This is a genomic window from Methylocaldum sp. GT1TLB, assembly GCF_051027445.1.
Taxonomy (GTDB): Bacteria; Pseudomonadota; Gammaproteobacteria; order Methylococcales; family Methylococcaceae; genus Methylocaldum.
Genome location: NZ_CP194898.1, coordinates 1,001,132 through 1,024,909 on the forward strand (window position 1 = coordinate 1,001,132; position 23,778 = coordinate 1,024,909).

The 23,778-nt window shown below is 58.9% G+C and carries 17 protein-coding genes; 10 read left to right on the plus strand and 7 right to left on the minus strand.

All coding sequences use genetic code 11. The features are described from left to right. Positions 1-666: 666 nt before the first annotated feature. The gene (locus tag ACR2R1_RS04300) at positions 667-1,890 is read left to right on the plus strand and encodes a sialidase family protein (protein WP_347258696.1); all 1,224 of its coding nucleotides are present in this window, start codon (positions 667-669) and stop codon (positions 1,888-1,890) included. A 102-nt stretch (positions 1,891-1,992) separates the two neighbouring features. Here the strand turns inward: ACR2R1_RS04300 and ACR2R1_RS04305 are convergent, their stop codons facing one another. Continuing rightward, positions 1,993-2,400 carry a c-type cytochrome gene (locus tag ACR2R1_RS04305; protein ID WP_086133900.1) on the minus strand — a complete coding sequence of 136 codons (408 nt, stop codon included), beginning with the start codon at positions 2,398-2,400 and terminating at the stop codon, positions 1,993-1,995. A gap of 659 nt (positions 2,401-3,059) precedes the next feature. Then, positions 3,060-3,395, minus strand: coding sequence for a small metal-binding protein SmbP (smbP, locus tag ACR2R1_RS04310; protein ID WP_077732122.1), 336 nt, complete (start codon positions 3,393-3,395; stop codon positions 3,060-3,062). Positions 3,396-4,093: 698 nt separating this feature from the next. Here smbP and ACR2R1_RS04315 point away from each other — a divergent pair. The 4 genes from ACR2R1_RS04315 (at position 4,094) to ACR2R1_RS04330 (ending at position 9,847) form a co-directional block, all read left to right on the plus strand. Continuing rightward, entirely contained in the window at positions 4,094-4,615 is a 522-nt protein-coding gene (locus ACR2R1_RS04315; protein ID WP_077732121.1) for an RNA polymerase sigma factor, read from the plus strand. Positions 4,616-4,689: 74 nt separating this feature from the next. Continuing rightward, on the plus strand, positions 4,690-5,652 hold the full coding sequence (locus ACR2R1_RS04320; RefSeq protein ID WP_086133899.1) for a FecR family protein: 963 nt from the start codon (positions 4,690-4,692) through the stop codon (positions 5,650-5,652). Positions 5,653-5,998: 346 nt separating this feature from the next. After that, entirely contained in the window at positions 5,999-8,539 is a 2,541-nt protein-coding gene (locus ACR2R1_RS04325) for a TonB-dependent siderophore receptor (RefSeq protein ID WP_086133898.1), read from the plus strand. Positions 8,540-8,554: 15 nt separating this feature from the next. Beyond that, entirely contained in the window at positions 8,555-9,847 is a 1,293-nt protein-coding gene (locus tag ACR2R1_RS04330) for a PepSY-associated TM helix domain-containing protein (protein ID WP_086133897.1), read from the plus strand. On the opposite strand, the gene ACR2R1_RS04335 is transcribed toward ACR2R1_RS04330, so the two are convergent. Continuing rightward, positions 9,828-11,060, minus strand: coding sequence for an amidohydrolase family protein (locus ACR2R1_RS04335; protein ID WP_240506905.1), 1,233 nt, complete (start codon positions 11,058-11,060; stop codon positions 9,828-9,830). The genes ACR2R1_RS04330 and ACR2R1_RS04335 overlap by 20 nt on opposite strands. A gap of 453 nt (positions 11,061-11,513) precedes the next feature. On the opposite strand from ACR2R1_RS04335, the gene ACR2R1_RS04340 reads away from it, so the two are divergent. The 4 genes from ACR2R1_RS04340 (at position 11,514) to ACR2R1_RS04355 (ending at position 16,911) form a co-directional block, all read left to right on the plus strand. After that, positions 11,514-12,044: an RNA polymerase sigma factor gene (locus ACR2R1_RS04340; RefSeq protein ID WP_077732116.1), complete on the plus strand. Its 531-nt coding sequence runs from the start codon at positions 11,514-11,516 to the stop codon at positions 12,042-12,044. Continuing rightward, positions 12,044-13,009 carry a FecR domain-containing protein gene (locus ACR2R1_RS04345; RefSeq protein ID WP_156881308.1) on the plus strand — a complete coding sequence of 322 codons (966 nt, stop codon included), beginning with the start codon at positions 12,044-12,046 and terminating at the stop codon, positions 13,007-13,009. Before ACR2R1_RS04340 ends, ACR2R1_RS04345 begins: the two co-directional genes overlap by 1 nt. 111 nt (positions 13,010-13,120) lie before the next feature. After that, on the plus strand, positions 13,121-15,586 hold the full coding sequence (locus ACR2R1_RS04350; RefSeq protein ID WP_434112821.1) for a TonB-dependent siderophore receptor: 2,466 nt from the start codon (positions 13,121-13,123) through the stop codon (positions 15,584-15,586). Between the two features lie 77 nt (positions 15,587-15,663). Further along, positions 15,664-16,911 carry a PepSY-associated TM helix domain-containing protein gene (locus ACR2R1_RS04355; protein ID WP_434112823.1) on the plus strand — a complete coding sequence of 416 codons (1,248 nt, stop codon included), beginning with the start codon at positions 15,664-15,666 and terminating at the stop codon, positions 16,909-16,911. 206 nt (positions 16,912-17,117) lie between these two features. Here the strand turns inward: ACR2R1_RS04355 and ACR2R1_RS04360 are convergent, their stop codons facing one another. Then, entirely contained in the window at positions 17,118-18,353 is a 1,236-nt protein-coding gene (locus ACR2R1_RS04360) for an anion transporter (RefSeq protein WP_434112825.1), read from the minus strand. 577 nt (positions 18,354-18,930) lie between these two features. Here ACR2R1_RS04360 and ACR2R1_RS04365 point away from each other — a divergent pair. Then, the gene (locus ACR2R1_RS04365) at positions 18,931-19,968 is read left to right on the plus strand and encodes a polysaccharide deacetylase family protein (protein ID WP_077732111.1); all 1,038 of its coding nucleotides are present in this window, start codon (positions 18,931-18,933) and stop codon (positions 19,966-19,968) included. Between the two features lie 156 nt (positions 19,969-20,124). On the opposite strand, the gene ACR2R1_RS04370 is transcribed toward ACR2R1_RS04365, so the two are convergent. From ACR2R1_RS04370 to ACR2R1_RS04380, 3 genes are read right to left on the minus strand one after another with little or no spacing between them, the layout of a single operon-like run. Next, the gene (locus ACR2R1_RS04370; protein ID WP_434112827.1) at positions 20,125-21,249 is read right to left on the minus strand and encodes a glycosyltransferase; all 1,125 of its coding nucleotides are present in this window, start codon (positions 21,247-21,249) and stop codon (positions 20,125-20,127) included. Between the two features lie 13 nt (positions 21,250-21,262). Further along, on the minus strand, positions 21,263-22,414 hold the full coding sequence (locus ACR2R1_RS04375; protein WP_434112829.1) for a GNAT family N-acetyltransferase: 1,152 nt from the start codon (positions 22,412-22,414) through the stop codon (positions 21,263-21,265). Continuing rightward, positions 22,411-23,706 (minus strand): glycosyltransferase family 4 protein, encoded by a 1,296-nt coding sequence (locus ACR2R1_RS04380; RefSeq protein ID WP_434112831.1) that lies wholly within the window; start codon positions 23,704-23,706, stop codon positions 22,411-22,413. The genes ACR2R1_RS04375 and ACR2R1_RS04380 overlap by 4 nt, the downstream gene beginning before the upstream one ends. Between the last annotated feature and the right edge of the window lie 72 nt (positions 23,707-23,778).

The following is a 23,778-nucleotide window of genomic DNA, read 5'->3' on the forward strand; positions in this document are numbered from 1 at the left end:
CAAGCCGATCTTTCGCGGCTATGATCATGAAATAGCCCGTATGTCCGTTGCTTGCGGGATAAGGAATTTGCGCTCTGCTACGAGTGCTGCAATCGAAGTGTCGTGACTCGGGTTATGGCAGGGAATAAAAAACGGGATGTCGACTGAACGGCATCCCGATCGAATGAGGAGATCTCACGCACTCGTACGGTTGGGTCCCGGAGGAAAACCAATGACTGCTACGAGATGGGATTATCGTACGCCGCCTAAATCATTGATCCAATAGGGCATTTTGTCGCATAGCCGATGCGGGATTTCACTCGGCGCAGTGCGGCAAATGCATTAATGGCCCGCCCTTCTAAAACCCAGCCCTTCCCTAAACCATTGAAATAACGATGAGATAATATCTGGCGCGAAGTTTGTTTCTATTTTTGTGCCGACTAGCGGTCAGCCTTTCCGAGCGCTTGGGAGTGCTCAGGGGAAAGGCTGGCCGCGACCACTCTGTGGATTTGTCCGGTTTTCAGCGACTTGTCTTTATTCCCCACACGTGGAATCGAGCAGGATATGGCTTCGAAAAGATATTCCACCTCCTCCAACTCCGGCCGAACCGTTGCAGCATGCCCAAGTTCCGAGTGTGCCATGTAAGCCATGGCCGGACGAATTAGCGCAAGACTCAAGGAAGTCACCATGAAAACGAAGCATTCGTTCTTTTCACGTTTTTTTGCGGGAGTGTTGTGGCTGGCTTCTTTTGCCGTAGCCCCCTCGATGGGGTCGGAAACGCTCGTGCGCGAAATCGATACTCCAGCGGCGCAGGGCAGCCGCCAACACCATCTGACTCAACTCGACCGAGAGCGGCTTTTGTTGAGCTGGGTGGAAGGCGACGAACAGTCGAGTCGCTTCCGTTTCGCCGTTCGCGAGCGCGGAATCTGGGCCGCGCCGCATACGGTCGTCGAGGGCCGCAACAAGTTCGCCGCGCCGCCGCTCGTGGTCGGACTGAAGGGTGGCGCATTGGCCGCGGTATGGATGACCTATCAGGACCGGGCGAAGGATCGCTACGCGGCCGACATTCATGTCTCGATATCCAAGGACGGCGGGCGCCAGTGGAGCAAACCGCAACGCCCCTACCCCGCCGCCGCTCGCATCTACGATGCCCAAATGTCCGCCGCTCCCCTGGAAAATGGTGGATTCGCGCTGGTGTGGACCGACCGGCGGCATCCGGATCGTTATCGCCTTATGGCCACGCTGATCGGTGCTGACGGACGCGCGAGCGCCGAAACGACGCTCGATCCCGACGTCTGCTCCTGTTGCGAGACCCGGACGGTAACCGATGGGAACACGCTATCGACGACTTACCGTGATCATCTCGCAGGCGAGCTCCGGGATATCGCCCTAATTCGCTGGAGCTCGGGCGGCATCCGTTCGAATGGAATCGTGCATGCCGACCGGTGGGCCATCGAGGGTTGCCCGAGCAACGGCCCCGCCGTGGCTTCGCAAGATGGACGGACGGTGGTCGCCTGGTTCACCGCAGCGGACGGCGTGGGGCGGGTAAAAGCGGCGTTTTCAGCCGACCAGGGCGCGCATTTCGGCGAACCCGTCGAACTTGGCGCCGATGCGAACGGCTACGTCGACACGCTGCTGTTGGAGGATGGTTCGGCTATCGCGGCTTGGCGGGGACGGGCGGGTCCAGACGAAGAACTGTGGATGGCCCGGCTGCGGCCAGACGGCACCCTGTTGGGTCGTACAAGCCTGTACCGCGGAGGATTCCCGCGTTGGCCGAGCCGCCATATCAGCCTGGCGCAGGCGGGCGATGAGATTTACGTAGCCTGGACCGATGTGGCGCAGCAGCGGGTGAGACTCGTCGGAACACCGGTGGCCGCCCTGACGGCGAATGCCGAAGATCTCGGGGAGTAACGAATCCATGAACGGCAGCGGTTTTGTCTCGACGGCGAACGCGGCCGGACGGATCGAGGCCGGTCTGCCATCGGGCTCCCCGGCCTCGTGGCGGTTTTCAGCCTACGGCATTTCCTGTAGTTCGCCGACGGGGATCGCCCCGTCCGAGCGGCCCTTCAGGTAAGCGTACAGGCCGTCGATCCCGTCGACCACCGCCTTGTTGCCGCTAAAAGCCGGCATGTTGTTGCGTCCGTTGAGCACGGTCGCTTTGAAATCTTCCGTGCTCATGTTCTTCAAGCCGGTCACCAGATTGGGAAAAGCGGCCCCTCCTTCCGCGGTCGGTCCATGGCAAGTCTCGCAGCGTTGGCGCTTGTAGAGTTTCCACCCATTGAAAGTCGCTTTGTCCACCGCTTTTCCTTCGACTTTATAAGGCGCTTCCGCATGAGCGATCGAGCAGACCGAAGCGGCAAGCACAAGCGCACCGGCTGCGGCCAGTCTCCTCAGAGCGAATAGCGTATCGATTCTTTGCATAAGGCCTCCTTTAGTATTGATTGAACAGCCAGGACGGATGCATTTTGATTCCTTCCCTGCCGGAAGCGCTGCAACGGCGCAAGAGCAACGGCAAAGCGTCTTTCTCTCATCGTTCCGCTCGCAACGGCCGCCAGTTCGAGGAGAGCTCAATTTGCATCAGTCGCGATGGAATCGGCTCGATTCGCGAGTCGTCGGCTCCCGATTCGAACTCGGGCATACCCAACCCATGCAAAAAAACGGCGGATGGGAGAGCGATGCCGGGGAATACCTGGCACTCGTTCAATCATCCGCCACAGTACAAGTTGAGGTTATGCACCAAAAGTGATTACAAAATTGGTGCCAAACGCCGGAAGCCTTGCTGGCCAAGCATCGTGTGGCTTGGTCGCCCTGTTCTTCGGGAAGGAATTGAGGGCTGTCACCCAGTTGTGCGGGAACACACGCAATTCGAGAGAACCGATCCATGATGCGCAAGGGGAACGGCTGGAACGCTTTCCAGTTTGCTATGAGTCTTCGAGCGTAACCCCCTCAGGAGAGGGCTGTTCTGAGGTAAAGGTCGAGCGGCGCTCGCCGTTCTCGCCAAATGCCGCTTTTGAAGGTGTAGGGACAAAAAAAGCGGACAGAGAATGCGCACCTGCCCGCTTGCATTGAAGCGAAAGTTCTTATCTTGCCATTTTTAGATGCTTCAACGCTTCGTCGGAATGCTGGGCGGCGATATCGGCGTGTCCCATCTTGCCGTGCTCGACCGCCTGATTGAGGTGGTTGATCGCCTCTTTCACGTGCTTAGTCGCTTCATCGTGATACTTCTCGGCGGCCTTGGCATGGGTGAGCGCTTCTTCGGCATGCTGGGTCGCCTGTGGCGCATGATTATCCTGGCCGTGGGCCAGGGCCTGCGCCGCGTGCTCGATGGCCTGGTCCGTATGCGCGTCCCAGGCGTAAGCCATCCCGCTCGCAGTCAAAACCAACGCGCCCATCAATGGAATGATCTTCGTCTTCATTTTTGCCTCCTTAGGTGCTATTCATCGGAATCGACATGTCCTACCCCATGCCGTAAACAACACAGGGCACGCTAAGCCTAACAGAATCATGATGCCGCACGAAAGAGTGACATTAGTATCGAAACCGGGACACGAGAAACCGGGTATGTCGTCCCGGACAAAGCCCTTTTATTAACCCGGCCTATAAATATAGGCCGGGTTAATCCGGGGCAGGGATGCCCCGGCGCAGCGACAAGCCGCGTGAGCCCAGGCCGGGCGTGTACCGGGCCTGGGCGGCGGCCCGAAATACCAGGAGGGTATTTACGGGCCTGATTAATAAACCCGACGCCGATTACAGCAGACGTTCGACTCTAATACTGTCTGACCCTGTCGGCGGTGCTCGTGTTCGGCTTAATCCGCTGGTTGCAGGAGCGGCAGGCAAAGATCGTAGATCAGGGTAAGGCGTTTCTCGACGTCTCGCGGCAGTGGAGATCATTTCAAAATTCGCGTCTTATCTTGCCCGCCAAGCCGGCTACCCGAGCTATGCCACACCAGGTGCGGCAATTCACACAGCAATCCGGTTCATGTATCGCCCAACCGCAAGGTTTCCGGCCCGCTTCCCATGGCATTTGTATTGCTTGAGCTCTTTGCCACCACGAGAAAGTGGCCTCGCTCAAGTCCGAAATAACAAAAACCAGCCGTAACCCCGTCCACCGTCAATGGACCATTCTTCCGCCTGCGTCAGCGATTTGTTCCTGGATCACCGGGAAACGCTCGTTCACACTCTGTTCCGTATGGTGGGCTGCCGGCAGACTGCCGAGGATCTGGCACAGGAAGCTTATGTGCGCGTGATGGGCGCGGCGGAGAGCCAACACGTCACCTACCTGAAAGCCTTTCTTTACCAAACCGCGCGCAATCTGGCTCTCGATCATTTGCGCAAGGCGAAGGTCCGCAGCCGGACGGATTGTCCGGAAGCCGATCCGGAGATCGTTGCCGAAATTCCGGCTTCGGCTCCGACACCGGAGCAGCATGCCGCAACGCAGCAGGATGTCGAAAGGCTGTTCGAAGCCTTGGCTGGCCTATCCGAGCGTCGGCGGCAAATTCTGATACTGCACAAGCTCCATCACTGGCCTTACGAACGCATAGCCAGCCATATCGGCCTGTCCCGCAGCGCCGTGGAAAAAAATGTCCATGCGGCGCTGGCTCATCTCGTATCCGTTTTGGGAGACGATATCTTCTGACGCCAGTGTGTTCCGGCACGCCCCGAACGTCTTATCCTATAACGCCTCCATTTCACGCGGACCCTATCCTCTTCATGACTTCCAACGGCGACGACGATCCCAAGGCGCCCGGCACGCCGCTAGCCGAGGCGCTGACATGGTTCGCGCGGCTGCGGGACAGCGAAACCGGCGCGGCCGAGCGGGAAGCCTTCCTGGCCTGGCATGCAGCCAAGCCCGAAAATACCGAGGCCTACGCCCGCGTGGAGAAGCTGTGGAATTCCCCGGCCTTATCCGAGGCGCTGGCAAGATTTCCCGCCGCGGTCCCGCCGGTCGTCGCCCGAAGCCGGCGGCGAACGGCCCGCCGTTGGGCCTCGGCCGCCTCCGTCCTGCTGCTGGCCGGCTGGATTGCGGCTGCATCCGGGCTCATCGACCGCTGGCGCGCCGATTACACTACGGTAGCCGGCGAACAGCGCCGCATCGCGCTGGCGGACGGTTCCACCGTCGTCCTGAATACCGATTCCGCCCTGGCGCTCGATTTCAACAACGATAGGCGCGGCGTTCGCCTTCTGGCCGGCGAGGCCTATTTCGAGGTCCGGCCCGACAGCGCACGGCCTTTCATCGTCAGCACCGGCAACGCGACCGTGCGGGTGGTGGGCACCCGGTTCGCGGTTCTGGCCGGGGAGACAACCTCGGTCGTCGTCGACAGCGGCATCGTCGCCTGCGGCAACGAGAAAGGCGCAAGCGTTAAGGTAACGGCGGGGCAGCGCGTATCGATCTCAAAGGAAACGGTCACGCCGCCGGAGACCATCGACCCAGGACGCGCCTTCGCCTGGCTCAACAAGCGGCTGATTTTTAAGGATCAATCCTTGGCGTACGTATTGAATGAAATCGACCGCTATCATCCCGGCGTCATCGTCATCGCCAGCGGGAGGCTTGCGGAGACCCGCGTCACCGGCAACTACAAGCTCGACGACACCGCCGCCGTGGTCCGTGCCCTCGCGGACATCGCCGGCGCCCGCGTCACGACCGTCTCGCCCTATCTGACGGTAGTGCGTTAGAGCGTTAATCGGCGTGCCCCTGGGTATGCCGGAAACGCGTTTCGCTTGCCGTAGCCCGTGAAATGACCGTAGGTTGCAATCGCCCATTTCAAGGTCGCCGAAACTATAGATACCGTCTTGGAAATCAAGACGCAAGCCGCGGGTCGAGCGGCGCAATGTCGCGAAGGGATTCGCGACCTACGGCGGCTTATCCCGGCCCAAAATGTAGGTCGGCAATCCTTTGCCGACAAAGACGCTGAATGCGCGATGAAAATTCTTTCGTCGCGAGGTGTGTGCTCCCACCCCCTAAAACGTCTCGGTAACCAGAGCCTGAATCAGGCATACGACACCGGCATTGGGAGCATTCATGACAAGAACAACAAATCATCAGTCCACCGTCATCCTCTCACGGACGCTCACTCGAGTCGCCATTGGCATCACGCTGACTTTTCCGCCATTGTCCTTCTCCCCGCGAGCCTCGGCTGCCGAAGCTGCCGCCCGGAGCGAGCAGGCGATGCCGTTTTCGATTCCCGCCCAGCCGTTGGAAGACGCGCTGAACGAATTCATAGCCGTCACAGACTGGCAGGTCGGCTTCCCGGCGGAGCTCGCGAAGGGCGCGCGTTCCCCCGGCGTCGCCGGACGCTATCCGCCGTCTGAAGCCCTGAGAAAGCTCCTTGCCGGAACCGGCCTCGTCTATCGTCATACCGGGGCTAGGGCCGTCACGCTGGAACGGGCTCGGGAGCCGATCCGTCCGGCCATGGCTGACAACCAGGAAGTGCATCTGTCCCCCGTTATGGTGAAAGACGAGGCGCTGGAAGAAACAGATCGGGGCAGCTACACCGTAACCCGCAGTTTCTCCGCCACCAAGACCGACACGCCGATCATGGACACGCCGGTGTCGATACAGGTAGTACCCCGCGCGGTCATGCAGGATCAACAAACCACGCGCATAAAGGATGCATTGGAAAACGTCAGCGGTGTGCGCCCCCAAACCAGTTTGGGCCGTGGCCACGGCTTCCTTATCCGAGGCTTCAAGAACCAGCGCGTATTTCGTAACGGCCTTGTCGCGGGCGGCATTTCCGTCGGGGAAGCGCCTGAGTTTGATACGGCCAATTTGCAAAGCGTCGAGGTATTGAAAGGCCCCGCGGCCATTTTATTCGGCCGCATCGAACCGGGCGGGATGATCAACGTCGTGACCAAACGTCCCGAGAATACGCCCTATTATTCATTAGAACAGCGTTTCGGCTCTTACGATTTCTATCGGACGGAGTGGGACGCGACCGGAGCGATTACCGAGGACCGGTCCTGGAGCTACCGCTTTGCCGGCGCTTATCAGAACAACGAATCGTTCCGCGATTTCAATTTCAACGACCGGATCCTGGTGCAGCCTTCCGTGACTTGGCGACCGACTGATGCCACGGAAATGACCCTGGAAGTCGAAGCTTTGTATCAGGAATACCAGGCCGATCGGGGATTGTTCGCCATCGGCGACCGCCCGGCACCTATTCCCATCAGCCGCTCCTTTATCGATCCCGACGACCCGATCGATACCTTGTCGAGGGTCAATCTCGGCTTTACTTTAAGCCATGCCTTTAACGAAACCTGGACTTTACGTAACCGCTTCTTGGCTTCGTTTAACGAAGACAGCAATTTGTCCGTGAAACCGGCGAATGCCTTTACCGTTCAACAGTTCCTGGATCCCGGCACCGGCAACCGTACCTATCTCCGCAATATCTTTTCTCAAGCCGCTGAATCCGAAACCTATACCACCAACCTCGATCTGACCGGGAATTTGGAGCTTTGGGGAACTAAACACCAAACCTTGGTCGGTTTCGACTTCCTGCGATCGACGGGCACCTATCTGACCCGAGGGGATTTCATGAACCCCGTACCGGGCCTGGAAATCGACATTTACAATCCGGTCTACGGCATCGACCGTTCGTTTTATGCGAATGCTCTGGCAACGCCTTTTCCGGCGGGAAGCAATCATTCCTATTTCAGGGATGAGTGGTACGGCGTGTATTTCCAGGATCACATCACGCTCTGGGACACGCTCCACGTCCTGGGAGGCGGGCGCTATGACTGGGCAGAGACCGGTCGCGGGCTCGGCGACTCGTTCAGCGCCGCCGAAGCCAATCTGCCGTCGCGTAAGGACGAAGCCTTCAGCCCCCGGGTCGGCATTCTTTATCAGCCCTGGTACTGGCTGAGCGTTTACGGCAACTGGACCACTTCATTCGGCGCAAACAACGGCATTACCGCCAGCGGCGCCACGGTCGATCCGGAAATCGGCGAACAATTCGAGGCCGGTGTCAAAACCGAGCTTTTCGACCAGCGCTTGACGGCTACGCTGGCCTATTATCATCTGACCAAAGAAAACATCCTGACGCGGGACTTCAGCAGCCCGAACCCGAATGCCGTCGCCCCGATCGGCGAAGCGCGCAGCCAGGGCATCGAGCTGGATGTGTCCGGACAGATCACCGACGAACTCAGCCTCATCGGCAGCTATGCCTTTACCGACGCGCGTATCACGAACGACAACGAAGGTCGTCAGGGCAACCGGATGAACAACGTGCCCGAGCACGCGGGCAGTCTCTGGCTCAAGTACGATATCCGCCGCTACGAGCCGCTGAACGGCCTGAGTTTCGGCGCCGGCGTGTTCATCGCCGGTCAGCGCGAAGGCGACGATGCCAATACCTTTGTCTTGCCGGGTTACGTCCGCCTGGACGCCTTTGCCGCGTATCGCTACCGACTCGGCGATGCCAACCTGATCGCGCAATTCAATATCCGCAACCTTCTGGACAAGACCTATTACGAATCCACCGATCCTTTCCAGAGCGCACCACCGCGTGTCGGCATCTATCCGGGCGCCCCGCTGACCGCGATGGGTTCGATTCGGCTGGAATTTTGATCGAATGAGGGAGGAATGATGAATCGATGGATGAGCGTCGTACGGCAATCCCCGAATGGCGTCGACGCATGGCGGGCCGCGCGCTTGTCGCGGCTCAAGGCGCGCCGAAAATTGTGGCTCGAAGTCCACGGCTGGCTGGGGCTGATACTCGGATTCTGTCTCGCGATCTTCGGCATTACCGGCAGCGTTCTCGTCTTCTACGAGGAAACCGACGACTGGCTGAATCCCGGCGTCATTGCGTTGGCGAATCTGGTAGAGGGACAAGAACATTTCCGCCCGGTGGACGACATCGTCGAAGCGGCTCGCTCGGTGATGCCGGACCGAGCGCAAATCGGCTCGATCATTTACCCCCGGCATGACCGGCGGGCGTATCAATTCTTCTACCGCGTTGTCACCGACAACGAATCCACGCCCGAACTCCGGCATGTCTTCGTCAACCCCTACACGGCCGAGGTGACCGGAACACGGGCCGTGATCGAACGGGGCCGGTGGCTTCCGGACGGCTTCGTGCCTTTCATGTTCCAGTTGCATTTTGCCCTGCTGGCGGGTAATACCGGCGCGGTCGTCGTCGGAATCATGGGCGTGATTTCGATCATTTCGGTGCTCACCGGCTTGATCGTATGGTGGCCGCTGACCGGCAAATGGCGGCGGGCATTGACCATCAAGCGGGCTGCCAGTCCCGAGCGCCTCAATCACGATGTTCACCAAACCTTCGGCTTTTACACCGCCTTGATCATGCTGGCGGTGCTCCTGTCCGGCGTGTACATGAACCTGCCCGATCATTTCAAGGTGCCGGTCAAACTGCTTTCGCCGAACAGCCGGTCTTTTACGGACAATCCGCAATCATCCCCGGCGGCGGGACGCTCTCCCATCGGTTTGGATCGCGCCCTGGCCAGCGTCCGCCGGAGCTATCCCGAGGGAAGGGTCAATTGGCTGCGCCTTCCAGAAGGCGAAACGGGTGTCTACACCATCAGCATAAGGGACGTACCCGGTCTCAGCCGTTTTTGGTCGGAGCGGCGGGTGACGGTGGATCAATATTCCGGTGAGATATTGACGGTCCACGATCCCGACACCCGAACCGCCGCCGGCGACACGTTTCTGGACTGGATGTGGCCGCTCCATTCAGGCAAAGCCTTCGGCTGGCCCGGCCGCATCCTGATCTTTCTCACCGGCCTCGCCTGCCCGGTGCTGTACGTCACCGGCGTGATCCGCTGGCTGCAGAAGCGGCGGGCAAAGCGGTCCAAAAAGCCGCCCCGGCCCGCGGGTTGGGGGGAGGCGAGGAATCGAATTACCGGCCGAAGTAATTGACGACGATTTTTCCTCCCGACATCACCCAATCCGGGGATTCCAGGCGTTTGAAGTTTTCCAGCGCATTACCCTTGACCGCGATGAGGTCGGCGGGAGCACCGACGCTCAGGGTGCCGAGCGGAGCGAGACCCAAGACTTCTCCCGCTTTGGACGTGGCGGTACGGAACACCTCCAGGGGCGTCATCCCGGTCAGGTGCGCCATCAGATGAAGCTCCTGGGCATCGATGCCCCAGGGAATTTCCGTATGGGCGATTTCGGCGCCGTAGTAAAGCTGGGCGCCCAGGCTCGCCAATTTGGCGGCATTCGCGTGTATCCCGCGGCAATGAGACAGCGTATCGATAGTCGTGATGATCCTGACGCCTTGTTGAACGGCCTGGTCGAGCAATTCGTCGGGTATGGGCTCGCAGGGGACATGGGCCCACTCGTCGACGCCGGCCGCCAGTGCTCGCGCTACGCCCTTGGGTTCCGCCACGTGGGCCGATACCTGTTTGCCCAGCTTATGCGCCTCCTCCACTACGGCGCGGACGATTTCCAGGGACGGCATCGGCCAGGGCGGCGGCGGCGACGCCGGATGTCCCGTGCTCCAGGACGCGCCCTCTTCGCCGCCGGGTTCCAGTGCGATCTTGATGACGGCCGCACTGCCGGCAACCAGGTGTTGCACGAGTTGCCGAGCCTGCTCGACGGATTCGACCGGCGCCGCCACCTCGCCGTGCCCATGGCCATGACCGGGCTGGCCGAACACCGGGATGGGATAGCCGCCGGGCACGGTGATGATGGGACCGGCCGTCAACAGGCGTAGCCTCCCGTCGCCGCCGGAGGGCGCCAGCAAGGGCCCGCCCACGTCGCGGACGGTGGTGACACCGTGGCGCAGCACCGTTTCGCGCGGCACGTTCTGGAAGGCCAAATGGCCGTGCAACTCGATGAAACCGGGAAGCAGGGTGGCATCGCCAAGATCGACGATGCGCGCGCCGTTATTGCGCACCTGCCGTGACGGCCCCGCGCCCGCCACCTTGCCGTCGACGATCAGAACCGCGTAATCGGTATTCATATTGACGCCGTCGAATACCCGTGCAGCTTGCAGGATCAGCGGCTTGGAACCGTTGCCCGCAGCCCGCGTCTGCTGCGGGAACGTCCCGATGATGCCGATAAGCAGAAGCACGGTCAGAATCGGATTTTGCCGTAATCCGAACCGGATGATGGGTTTGGAATCCACGTAATGTCCTCGTGTCTTGCGGTTTTTGCGGATCTGTCGGGACCGAAAGTGATCGACCGGAATCCGGGCGAATGCCACCCCTATGGCCGGAAATGTTACGGGCAAGATATGTACCACTGCGGAAAGTTCCGGGAATCGCGCATCGGCCAGGCGCTCCGCCAAGGCAATAGACGCATGGTCCGGCCGTTTTATCCGAGGCGGTCGGGGGGATTGCCCCCGCGACACACGATCTTTCCGCCGATTCCCACTGCGGCAAATGACACATACGGACTGCGCCGGATAGCGGCACGCTCCCGATCCGGAACCACGGGATTTTCGTATGGCACTGTTGCATAAAGACTTTCCCACAGGGCTTGCGCTGCCGTGTACGGATGGCATCGAGCTTGCTTTTTCAGTCCAGGTATTAACCTGGACCGAGACCAACCGTTTCCTCCGATCCATCCGACGCCATTCATGTCCTCCCTCACCCACGACCAGATTTTCCGGCTTTTTCGCGATTACCGCGATCCGATCGTGGCCTTTCTGGTGCGCCGCGTGCAGTGTCCGGAAACCGCGCAGGATCTGAGCCAGGAGACTTATCTCCGCCTGGTGCGCAAGGACGCGCTGGCGCATGGGGACAACCTGCCGGCCTACCTGTTCCGCACGGCGGAGCGCCTTGCCATCGATTATTTGCGGCAAAACCGGCAAACCTTCGTCAGCGCCGATTCCCTGGCCGACGATCTCACCTGCCCCAAGCTTTCTCCCGACGAACTGGCATCGCTCCGTCAGCAGTGCGAAATCCTGCTGGACGCCATCGCATCGTTGCCCGGAAAGTGCCGGCACGTGTTTCTGCTGCGGAAGATCGACGACTTGAGCTACGGCGAAATCGCGGCGCGTCTCGGGATTTCCGAAAAGACTGTACAGCGCCAGTTGGTCAAGGCGATGCTGCATTGTCACCGGCGCATGCAGGATCCGCAGTTCGGGTTAAACGGGAATTTCCGCTGATGCCCCCGTTCGACGGACCTCACGATCGCATTCTGAAACAGGCCATGGAGTGGTTCGTAAGCCTGCAATCGGAAAATTGCAGCGACGAGGATCGTACCCGGTTCTCCGCCTGGCTGGCGCAAAGCGAAAAGCACCGGGCGGCCTACGCGGAGGCCGAGCAGGTGTGGACCAGCATGGACAGTTTGCGGAAGATTCCCGTGCCCGGCCTCGACGAAGCCCGCCGGGCGCGCCCCCGGCCCTCCGCCCTGCCGACCCTCCTCCTGTCCATCTTGCTGACGGCTGTGCTGACCGCGGGATGGTGGTATGAATTCCGGGTCGAAACCACCCGCTACGCCACGGCCATGGGCGAAAGGCGCAGCGTGACGCTGGCCGACGGTTCCCGCATCGATCTCAACACTTCCACCCGGATCGCCGTGCACTGGTCGAGATGGAGCCGGAAAGTCGAGCTGGAATCCGGCGAAGCCTTGTTCAGCGTGACCCACGATGCGCACCATCCTTTCGTGGTGGAGTCCGGAGATCTGTCGATCCGCGATGTCGGCACCCGGTTCGACGTTCGCAAATGGCCGGAACAGGTCACGATAGCCGTGCTGGAAGGCGAGGTCGAGCTGGAAGATGCGCGCCATGCCAAGACACAGCGGTTGAAGGCGGGTGAACGGAACTGCTACCGCGAGAGCACCGGGCTCGGATACCGGCAACGGGCGGACGCGGAGCAGATCGAAGCCTGGACGCACGGCCGCCTGGTATTCAGGCACGCCCCGCTGGCCGAAGTTGCCGCCGAACTGGAACGCTATCACCCGGTGCGCTTCGTTATCGCCGACCCCGCCCTCGGCCGGGAGACCCTGAGCGGCGCTTTCGATGCCGACGATCTGGCCCCCTTCCTCAATGCCGTCGAGAAAATTTTGCCGGTCCGGGCGGAGCGCTCGAGCGGCGACACGATTGTGCTGGAGCGGTCCACGCGGAGATGAGTTCTTCCCCCTTCGACAAAAAAATGTCCGGTTTGCCCGCTCTCCTTCGTTAAGGAGTTTTGAAGACGATCAGCCGTCGCAAGACCCATAACCACAACAAAGGAGACGACCATGGTCCATAGCGACCGCCCCGTTCGCAAGCCGGGGCATCGGGGGAAAGCACTTCCGAAACCGTCCGCTCTGGCGCTGATTTTCGCCTTGGCAGGACGCGACGCCCTTGCGGGCGCCGACCGCTTCGATTTCGATCTGCCCGCACAGCCGCTATCCGCCGCCCTGGACAGCGTGGCCGACACATCCGGCATCAAGCTCATGTACGCCGACGCCGCGGTGCAAGGACTCAAGACCCAGGCGGTGCGCGGGCGCATGACGGCCGACGAGGCCTTGAAGCGGGTGCTGGCCCGGAACGGCCTGCGTCACGAATGGGTGGACAAGACGCTGGTGGCGGTGAAGGAGGATCCGCAGGCGCCGAAGGACGCCAGCGTCGCCCTGGACCTGGTATCCGTTACCGATTCGGCGGAGGACGAAAACCCCGGCTATGCCGCGATCCGCACCTCCACCGCGACTAAAACCGACACACCGATCATGGAGACTCCCGTGTCGATCCAGACGGTGACTAGACAGGTGATGGAGGATCAGCAGGTGGTGCGCGTGGAAGATGCCATCAAAAACGTCAGCGGCGTGCAGAAGAATTTCGGTTTTGGCGATCTGCGCGAAAACTTCACGATCCGTGGCTTCACCGCCGATGCCCAGATTTACCGCAATGGCGTCCGCTTGGGGCGAACCACGTTCGAAACGGCGCATTTGCAGCAGATCGAGGTTCTGAAGGGGCCATCCTCCGTTCTCTACGGCCGTATTCAGCCGGGCGGGATGGTGAACCTGGTGACCAAGCAGCCGCTCGATCAACCGTACTATGCGCTGCAGCAGCAGTTCGGTTCCTATGATTTTTATCGGACGACCATAGACGCGACCGGGCCTTTGACCGATGGCTTGAACTATCGCGTCAATCTGGCCTATCTCAATTCGGATTCATTTCGCGACCTCGTGGATCAGGAACGGGTATTTTTCGCTCCTTCGATCAGCTGGAAATTCGGTGAACGAACCACTTTCAATCTGGCCCTGGAATACACCCACGAAAATTCGGTCATCGACAGCGGCATCGTCGCCCTCGGTGATCGCCCGGCCAAGGTCAAGCGCAGTCAGTTCATGGGCGACCGAGGCGATTTCACGCAACACGACGGAATATTGCTGGATTTCAACTGGTCCCATGCCTTCAACGATGACTGGGCACTCAAACACACTTTTATCTACGATGACCGGGATTACCGGGAAAGTTATCGACCGGTCGTCGATTTCGGCAACGACGAATATCATCGCGGCTTGTGGCAGGTCGAAAATCCCCGGCGCACCTATGCCACGAGCCTGGATTTGAACGGAAAGTTCGAAACCTTCGGCGTCAAGCACAATCTCCTGCTCGGCGGCGATTATTATCGGCGCCAGGAACTCGGCGAAGGTTGCGCCGGCCCCGGACAGTCCGGCAACTGCTTGCCCTGGCCTCCCGGCATGGACGGCTTCGACCCGTTCAACCCGCGGGGAAATCCCGCGTTCAATTTCGACACCCATCGTTTTCCGTCGCGCCGGAGCTTCAACTACGACACGGCCTCCCTGGAAGAGTGGTACGGGCTGTACTTCCAGGATCAGATCACCCTGTTCGACCAACTGCATATCCTGGGCGGCGGACGCTACGACTGGATTCATCAGAAGAACACCAACCGCTGGAACCACTTGCTCTTCACCCAGAACCAGTTCGATGCCTTGGAAACCCAGTTTTTCAGCCCGCGTGTCGGCATCCTCTACCGTCCTTTCGAATGGTTATCGCTATACGGAAACTTCGTGGAGTCCATCGGCAGCAACCTGGGGCATTCCTTCACCGGCGAGATCCTGACGCCGGAAACCGGCACGCAGTACGAGATCGGAACCAAGACCGAATTCTGGGACGGCCGTCTCATCGCCAGCCTGGCGTATTACCACCTCACCAAGGAGAACGTCCAAGCGGTCGATGTGGCGAATTCGGCTAACAGTACCTTCTATAAGACACAGGGACAGGCGCGCAGCCAGGGTATCGAGCTGGATGTGGCCGGCAGGATTACCGAGGATCTAAGCGTTATCGGAACCTATGCGTTCACCGATGCCCGAATCAAGCGGGACAACCAATTCCCCGACAACGAAGGCAATCGGCTTCCCAACGTTCCGGAGAACTCGGGCAGCCTCTGGGTCAAATACGACCTGCCGTTCGAATTCGTCAAAGGGCTGAGCCTGGGCACTGGTGCCTATGTCGCCGGTCAGCGGGAGGGAGATAACGAAAACAGCTTTCAGCTACCCGGTTACGTGCGCTGGGACGCCATGGCGGCTTATCGCTTCAATGTCGGGCCGACGCGGCTAACGGCGCAAGTGAATGTCACCAATATTCTGGACAAGACTTACTTCAAAGCGACCAACATGCTGGATGGCGCACCACGCGCAGGAATCACCGTCGGCGAGCCGTTGACCGTCCTGGGGTCGTTACGTCTGGAGTATTGAACGAACACCGCCACCGGAATATCCCGTCTCGTTCATCGTTCCGGGAAACCGGACGAGACGGGAGACAGGAACCGAACATGAATCGAACCGTCACCCCCTCCACCCATCGAAGGGTTCGCGAAAGCGGGAGAAGCCGCCGGCTGAGACGTCTCCAGGCCCGGCGCAGGCTTTGGCTGAAAGTCCACCTTTGGCTGGGGCTGGGGCTCGGTTTGTTCCTGGCGGTGATCGGAGTCACCGGCTCGGTGCTGGTGTTCTGGCATGAAATCGACGAGTCCCTGAACCCTGACCTGTACCGCGCATCGATCCCGCCCGGACCAGAGCGCAGGCCCTTGGACGAGATTCTCGCCGCAGCCGAGCGAGCCGCGGCGCCGGGCTGGGAGTCGGGCTGGCTCGACGCGCCGGACGGTGCGGGCATGAATTACGTGTTCAGCTTCTACTATCCCGAACAGACACCGACACCGCCGCCGGAGGAAGCGGCCGCGCTCAACATCGCCGTGAATCCCTACACGGCTGAAGCGGTAGGCCGGCGCGTCTTCTACCACACCCGGAATCCGCTCCGGCATTGCCTCATCGGCTTTGTCTTCAAGCTCCACTACGCTCTGCTGCTAAAGGACTTCGGCGTCATTCTGGTGGGAGCGATGGCCGCGCTGTCGGTCGTTTCCGTCCTCAGCGGCCTGATTCTCTGGTGGCCGCTGGATGGCAAATGGCGGCGGGTATTCACCATCAAGCGCCGCGCCAGCACGGTACGTTTCAACCATGACCTGCATCAGGTCTCGGGGTTTTACCCCGTGATCGTGCTTCTGGCCCTCCTCGTGTCGGGCCTTTACTTCAACCTTCCCGCGCAGTTCCGCTGGCTGGTGGAACGCTTTTCGCCCCTGACGCCGGAGCCCACCGCATCGGGCAATCCGGGCACGAATATGCCTTCAATCAATTTGGAAGCCGCCCTGGCGCGGTCGGAATATCCGGGCGGCGTGCCGCAGTTCTATTCGTTTTCCCCTGGCGATAAGGGTCTCTTCACCGCCTGCTATCGGGACGTTCCCGAATTGCGCCCCCACGTGCTCGATTCCCGCTGTCTGGTGCTCGACCGGCGCAGCGGCGAGCTCCTGCAGGTGCGAGATCCCGCCCATGGCAGCGGCGGCGACGTGTTCGTGCAATGGCAATGGCCGCTGCATTCCGGAAAAGTCTTCGGCTTACCCGGCCGCATCCTGGTGTTCCTCTCCGGCCTCGCCTGTCCGGTGCTGTACGTCACCGGGATCATCCGCTGGCTACAGAAGCGGCGGGCCAGGCAGTTCAAGAAACCGGCACAGAACCGTGGATTCGGGTGAGGAACGATCTCAACCTGCCGTCGAATTCAGAGAGCCGACCGGATTAGCGGGTGAAGTAATCGACAATGCTTTCCATTCGGACATCACAACTCCCGGAACTCTGGAAGTTTGCAGTTTTCGAATGCGCGCAATGAGGTCGGCGGCGTGTCGTTGCGCGTGATGCAAGACGGGACGATCTCCCTTATCCCAAGCAAGGACCATCGGCATCATCTCATTCTCGACCAGTACCACGCGGCACCGATAGCAATGGTAAGCAGGGTTACCGGCACCCCCACCATGGCATGACGTCGCCAGGTGATCACGATGTTCCGGCGTGCCGCTGCGTCCACGACGATGATGTTCGCGATGCTTCCGATGATCAGCAGATTGCCCGCGAAGGTGCTCGACAAGGCAAGGAGCAGCCCCGCGTCCGGATGGATGGCCATGGGCAGGAGCAACATCACGGCAGGTACATTGGACACGACGTTGCTGAGCAGGAAGGATGCGCCATAAAGCGGCCCGAGATCGTGCAAGTCGAGTCCGGCGTTCGCCAAGGCCGACACGGCCTGCCTGGGCAGCTCCGTCATCTCCAGGGCATGGTTGACTATGAATAGCCCGATGAACATCAGGATGATCTGCCAATCCACGAGACCGAGCATATGTCTCGAATGAAGTTTCCGCGACAGCAACAGTACGCCGGCGCCGCCTAAAGCCAATATTTCGCGCGGCCAACCGGAAAACAGAAACGCCGCGAACAGCGCGGCTGCAACGCTTAGCCCTTTTATCGTCTGCCAAGGATCGAAACGCGCATGCCGTTCGAGACGCGGGTCTTGGTCGACTCCGATCCGGCTCGGCTCGAACTCCCAACGTCCGCGCCAGCACAGTGCGATCAGCAGCCAGGTTATCGCAAGCCCCAGGCCCACCGGAACCGCGGCGTCTCGAAGATAATCGACGAACGACATTTTCAGGGTCTCGCCGATCAGCATGTTTTGCGGATTTCCGATGAGCGTGACGGCCGAGCCGATATTGGACGAGCAGGATAAGGCGAGCAGAAAAGGCACCGGATCGAGGCGACGATTCACACAGACATCGATCAATACCGGGGCCGTCGCGAGACAGACGACGTCATTGCTGAACACGCTGGAAAGCCCCGCCGCCGCAGCGATCAGGGCCGCCAAGAACACAGCTGGACTCACCCGGAGCGTGCCGAGTTTTTCCGTCACCAGCGTATAAAATCCGCCCAGCCGCAACTGAGCCGAAATGACCATGAACGAGAAAAGAAGAATCAGGGTGGGAACATGAAGCGCCCTGCCCGCTTCCTCGAGCGTGAGCGACTCGGTGGCAATCAGAGCGATCGCGCCGAGCACCGCAATGCCTGTACGATCGAGCTGGAGAAAAGGCAAGCCGCCCAAAATCATGCCGATATAAACGAGGGAGAAAACGATAACGATCGTAGCGATCACGATTGAAGGTCCGATTCCGCAAAATGGCGCGAAGTATAACCTGGCGGCACCTTCCGGAGCTCGATACCTGCCCGTGTCGCGGCAAATCCGGCTGCCTGCGGCCGGACCGCGGTATTCATCGAAAAACGACAGGCGTAACGGTGTTTATCTCGATATTCGGTAGAAACACAACCGGCTCGGCTTAATCTCAAGGAATCGTCTTTTTGTCACACCGGCCGATCACTCGTAATGTATTGCTTACATAATTTCCGGAATTCAAAAATAGCCCGTATGATACTTAGTTAGTCGAGTAACATGACTGTCCGCTCATGAGATATCGGTCCCGGCAGGAGTCATAGATGCGTGTTCCATACTCCGTTGAAGCATCGGCCATATCTTGCTCGCTCCTGAATCATCAAAACCGTTTTTCGAGTGGTTTTTACTGTACATAATATTCCTCTGTCCGTTATGATTGCCTCATCTTCATTGATCATGCTGAGATTCACCTGATACACTCGGGATCCATCGTTAACCGGAATATCATCGGCTAACGAGAGTGACTTTAAAATGGACTTTAAAGCCATGGCAGGATTGCTATATGTCAAACCCAGAATCAGTTATCAAACCGATCGAGCGGGATTCTCTTACATTAACCGAGTCTGCTTTTCGATTATCTTGGCTTTTGCCAAGATCGTTATACAAAAACAAACTCTCGATACTGATGTATCATGGCGTAGTGCGGCGGCCGTTATCGGTGCCGGATTACTGCTTTATTACCGAGGCTCAGTTTCGAGAGCAGATGGAATACCTCGCCAAATATTGCCGAGTCGCGGCTTTGCCGGACGCGATTCAGCGGCTGCGATCCGGATCCATCGACCGTCCGACCGTGGTCATTACGTTCGACGACGGTTATCAAAATGTCTTTGACGTCGCTTTTCCGATCCTGCGGGAATTTCATTTTCCGGCAACGGTATTCGTAAACACCGGCTTTGTCGGAACTTCGAAGACGATTTGGTTTTGCCGCTTGATTCAGGCGATCGCAAATACGTTTATGCCGACTCTTGAATGGCAAGGCCTTAAATTTAACCTATCCACAGTAAACGCCAAGGCCATTGCATCGAGAAAACTACAGTGTTACCTCAAGAAACTGGAACACTGCGATCTTCTGGAACAGCTCGAGCGAATTATCGAGAAGCTCGAGGTTGATAGCAGTCTTCTCGATTCCTCATCGGATTTTCGGATCATGGATCGGGACGCGATAACTGCCATGACTAACTCCGGGCTAATCCATTTTGGGGCTCACACGGCTTCTCATTCGATTCTAACGAGAGTTCCGCTTAAGGCAGCACGTGATGAAATCGACGAAAGTATTGGTTCGATATCCGACTGGACGGGCCAAGCTTGCCGGTTATTCGCATACCCGAACGGTGGGTCCACCGATTACGATTACAAAATAATTCATATTCTTAAAGACTTCGGAATCCTCGCAGCAGCAACAACCATTCAGGGACCGAATACGGCACATACGCCAATGCTGGAACTTAGACGCTATGGCGTCCACCCCGGTCTAACGCGAATGTCGTTCCAATGCAAGGTGCACCATGTACTTTATCGTTCCAATGCCGAGGTCAGCTGAGAGCGTGTTCCATCCCGGTGTACGGATTCGTGCCAGCCGATACGTGGGCAAGGGATTGCTGACCTACATATCCGAATCCCTTACACCGATTCGGAAAACGCTCGAACGTCGAATGGCACCAGGTTGCGCGGACGGTGACGCTCGAATACCGAGTTATCAGGAGGAATTTGTCCGCTCCAGAAGTTCCTGATAGATGTTTTCGAGCTTTCGCACCTGATTTCGAACATTAAAACGCGCCTCGGCGACGTCTTGTCCGCCCTGCGCCAGCCGCAGCGCCTCGTCTGGCGTACGCAGCAGACGAACACAGGCTTCCGCCAGTTGCGTTTGGTCGGCAGGAGCGACAAGCAAACCGTTCTTGCCGGGTTCCACCATCTCGGGGACTCCGCCGACACGGCTCGCCACGATCGGCAAACCGCTCGCCATCGCTTCGGCCAACACGGTCGGAAGCACATCGTCGAGTGTGGGAAGCACGAAAAGGTCGCTGCCTCCCAATATCTCCGGAATATCGTTGCGAGCACCGGCAAATAACACTCGATCCGTTAATTTGTAAGTCGTGGCGAGCGACTTCAACTGACTTTCGAAAGGGCCGGCACCGACGATCAGATAATAGGCGTTCGGCACGGCTTCGAGGATGTCCGGCCACGCTTCGATCAGGAATTGGATTCCCTTTTCCCGACGCAATACCGCAACCGTGACGACCAAGGCCGCATCCGCCGGTATCCCGAAGGTCTTGCGCACTGCCGCTCGGTCTGCTTCATTGCGACGGCGAAAGGAACTCGTATCGATTCCGTTGTAGAGCACCGAAATCCTTTCCGGCGGCACGCGCCCTTTGGCCACGGCATAATCGCCGACCGCCGCAGAAACCGCGATGATTTTGTCGTGAAAGTTTCTCAGGGCGAACCACGCGACTTCGCTTCTGCGGATTTCTTTTGACGTCGCTTCGGGATAGGCAAATGTATGCAGAGTGTGCACAGTCGGAAGACCGACGATTTTGGCGGCAATACCGCCGTGTACCGTGACCGTTTCGAGCTGGGTATGTACCAGATCGATTCCGTGACGCCGGAGATAGCGCACGAGAGACACCACATTCATGAAATCGCGGATACCCGAAGCCGGCAGCAGATCCACCGGCACCCCCAACCTCTCGATTTCGGCGGCAATGGGATTTCCGTCACGGACCCGAAACACGCAAACACGGGGCTCGTATCGATTCCTGTCGAGATGCTGGAGATAATTGAACAGCATCCGCTCGGCACCTCCCATACCAAGAGAATCGATCATGAACAGTATGCGGTTAGGACGCGGCTTTGGCATGGCGGTTACCCCAACCGAGATTCGCCTTGATGGCGCGGCGGCCCTGGTAGGCCAGCTGATATGCTCTGAGAATCAGCCAGCCAGGCATGCTCGTGGCAATCCGTAAACGCAGGTCCGTCCTCGCCGTGCTGGTCCATAACGACTTGTAAGGCTCCTCGCCGCGAAGAAAGTCGAATTCCTCGGCACCCTCGCTGATCGCCTCTCGAACCGCATGCAGCATGATTAAGGCGCCCGGGCTGCACTCGGCCCAAGCAGGGTCGTAGCCCGATTGGTAAAAGCTGAATTTGCCGCCGAATTTGTAGCAATAGATGGCCGCGATCACCTGGCTCCCGACGGTAAGCAAGTACAGCCGAAGCCATCCTTTGTCCAGAAAACGCTCGGCAGCCGCGGTATGAAACTCGATCGCCCGCTTCTGCGCGAACGCTCCGGGGTTACCCTTTTGCTGCTGCCTGGCCTGATGCAAACGCACGAGCTCACGGATAGCATCTGAAAGCTCTGCTTTCGTTTCGACCCTTCGATAGCTGACCGGCCCGCTCGCTCGGGCCTGAAGCCGTTTGGCCTTGCGGGTGAAGTTATATCGGCTTTGTTTTCCGATCGAGGCCCAATAACCGTCCCACGTATCGGGAAGCGAAAGATAAGGGCAGACCGAGTCGATCGCCATGTGGCTGGCATCATCAGGCCGTTGCTCGATGGTATCGAGGAGTGCCTTGACAAAGGCCGAATCGGCTTTCATGGCATCGAGCCGGACGACATCGTGCTCGACCGACTTTCCGACCAGGCAATCGACGAAGAATGGCATCGCCGCATGGCTATGGCTTGGTTTAGCGATCGCGTCGAGATGGTCGATGACCCGGTCGCCGGCCATGAACGATAGTTGCCGCAGGCGGAGACCGGCGAGATTTACCGTTTGCGAAGCGAGCGGCAACAGCCCGACCAGCCGGCCATCGTTTCCGTCGCGAGCTGTAATGACCCACGGCTTGTAGCGTCCTCGGCCAAAGCAGGTCCACCATGTGGATATCCACTCCCAGGTGAGGAATATATTTCCCAGCCCGGATGCGTCGAGCAAGGCATTCCATTCCGATGCGAGCGCGAGAAATCCCTCTTCCGATTGAACGATCTCGATCTTGATCATCGTATTACCGTCCGTGCGTCGTTTGCCGATGAAGCTGTCTTTCCGCGGACGGCGGGTCCCAAGGCGATGTCTTGGAGTACCGTCAACATGTCTCTGGCTACGGAATTCCAACTGTACCGTCTCTCGGCGAGCGCTTTGGCATCCTTGCCCATTTTTTCGGCGAGATCCGGGGCCGCTAAAATCTTTCCAAGTGCACCGGCCAAGGCCGGCGGAGACGCAGGCGGCACAAGGAGACCGGTGATTCCGTCTTTTACCACCTCCGGAAAATTGCCGACCGAGGTCGCCACGACCGGCCGACCGAAAGCGTGGGCTATCATCAGCGGCCCGCTTTGAGTGGCGCTGAGATACGGAAAGGCCACAACCGTAGCGAGCTGAATCAATTCGCTCACCTCATGGTTGGGTATGTAACGAATATCGAAAATCGTGCGCCGCTCTATTCCTAACTCCCGGGCCAGTCTGCGCAATTCGTTTACGTCGACCGATTGCGTCGGGTAGCCCGCGACAACCAATTTGGCTCGATATTTATCGCTCTCGATCAAAGCAAAGGCGCGAAGGAGATCGGGAACGCCCTTGCTCACCCGAAGATTGCCGAAAAACAGTACCACCCGGTCGGAAGCCTCGATGCCATAACGCTCGGCTAAGCCGACCTTTTGGGCTTGACTGAAAAATAGACTGGACACCCCGTGCTGGATGATGTGGACGCGCTCGGAAGGCACCTCGAGCTCGGCCAAGAACCGATCCCGATTTATTTCCCCGTGGATGAACACGGCGGAGAACGCTTTATATACGGTTTTCTCGAAAAACCCCGTCGTCCGATCGATCAGGGCATTGATTCGAGACAAGCTCGGATCGCGAAACTCGTACTCATGGCACACGTCCGCCAAGACCAGGCCATGACGCTTAAGCCTTCGAAGAAAAAGCGAGACTCCGGGAAAATAGAACCGTCCAAACAGAATGACGTCGGGTTTCTCGGCGATCAGATAATTCGTCAGGCGAATCCACTGGCCGAGTAGTCGAGAAAACCTCAACACTCTTCGGCCGGTCCACCAGAACCGGCGCCACGTTTTCGCCGGGACTCCTCGCGGCTGCTTTCGCACTGCGCGCGAATCGACGATCTTCCACAGATGCAATCGCTTGTCGACACGAAAATTATGCGGACAGCCGCTGAGTTCATACTCATCTGCGGTCACTAAAGTGATGTCCGCTCCGGCATTCGCGAGTCCGGTGCATAACTCGTAGGCATAGTGCACCAACCCTCCCTGGCCCGTAGGCTCGACGACAAATATCCTCATCTTAAATCCCTGTCTTATATATAAGGTACCGACAACTTCCCTGTATCAGCACTGACGCCATGAATCGCTCGA

Excerpts from the sequence above, each read along its gene's own strand:
- ACR2R1_RS04365 (WP_077732111.1), top strand. The coding sequence starts at position 18,931 with ATGTCAAACCCAGAATCAGTTATCAAACCGATCGAGCGGGATTCTCTT.
- ACR2R1_RS04300 (WP_347258696.1), top strand. The coding sequence starts at position 667 with ATGAAAACGAAGCATTCGTTCTTTTCACGTTTTTTTGCGGGAGTGTTG.
- ACR2R1_RS04320 (WP_086133899.1), top strand. The coding sequence starts at position 4,690 with ATGACTTCCAACGGCGACGACGATCCCAAGGCGCCCGGCACGCCGCTA.
- ACR2R1_RS04375 (WP_434112829.1), bottom strand. The coding sequence starts at position 22,414 with ATGATCAAGATCGAGATCGTTCAATCGGAAGAGGGATTTCTCGCGCTC.
- ACR2R1_RS04345 (WP_156881308.1), top strand. The coding sequence starts at position 12,044 with ATGCCCCCGTTCGACGGACCTCACGATCGCATTCTGAAACAGGCCATG.
- ACR2R1_RS04350 (WP_434112821.1), top strand. The coding sequence starts at position 13,121 with ATGGTCCATAGCGACCGCCCCGTTCGCAAGCCGGGGCATCGGGGGAAA.
- smbP (WP_077732122.1), bottom strand. The coding sequence starts at position 3,395 with ATGAAGACGAAGATCATTCCATTGATGGGCGCGTTGGTTTTGACTGCG.
- ACR2R1_RS04305 (WP_086133900.1), bottom strand. The coding sequence starts at position 2,400 with ATGCAAAGAATCGATACGCTATTCGCTCTGAGGAGACTGGCCGCAGCC.
- ACR2R1_RS04340 (WP_077732116.1), top strand. The coding sequence starts at position 11,514 with ATGTCCTCCCTCACCCACGACCAGATTTTCCGGCTTTTTCGCGATTAC.
- ACR2R1_RS04325 (WP_086133898.1), top strand. The coding sequence starts at position 5,999 with ATGACAAGAACAACAAATCATCAGTCCACCGTCATCCTCTCACGGACG.
- ACR2R1_RS04370 (WP_434112827.1), bottom strand. The coding sequence starts at position 21,249 with ATGATCGATTCTCTTGGTATGGGAGGTGCCGAGCGGATGCTGTTCAAT.
- ACR2R1_RS04355 (WP_434112823.1), top strand. The coding sequence starts at position 15,664 with ATGAATCGAACCGTCACCCCCTCCACCCATCGAAGGGTTCGCGAAAGC.
- ACR2R1_RS04315 (WP_077732121.1), top strand. The coding sequence starts at position 4,094 with ATGGACCATTCTTCCGCCTGCGTCAGCGATTTGTTCCTGGATCACCGG.
- ACR2R1_RS04380 (WP_434112831.1), bottom strand. The coding sequence starts at position 23,706 with ATGAGGATATTTGTCGTCGAGCCTACGGGCCAGGGAGGGTTGGTGCAC.
- ACR2R1_RS04330 (WP_086133897.1), top strand. The coding sequence starts at position 8,555 with ATGATGAATCGATGGATGAGCGTCGTACGGCAATCCCCGAATGGCGTC.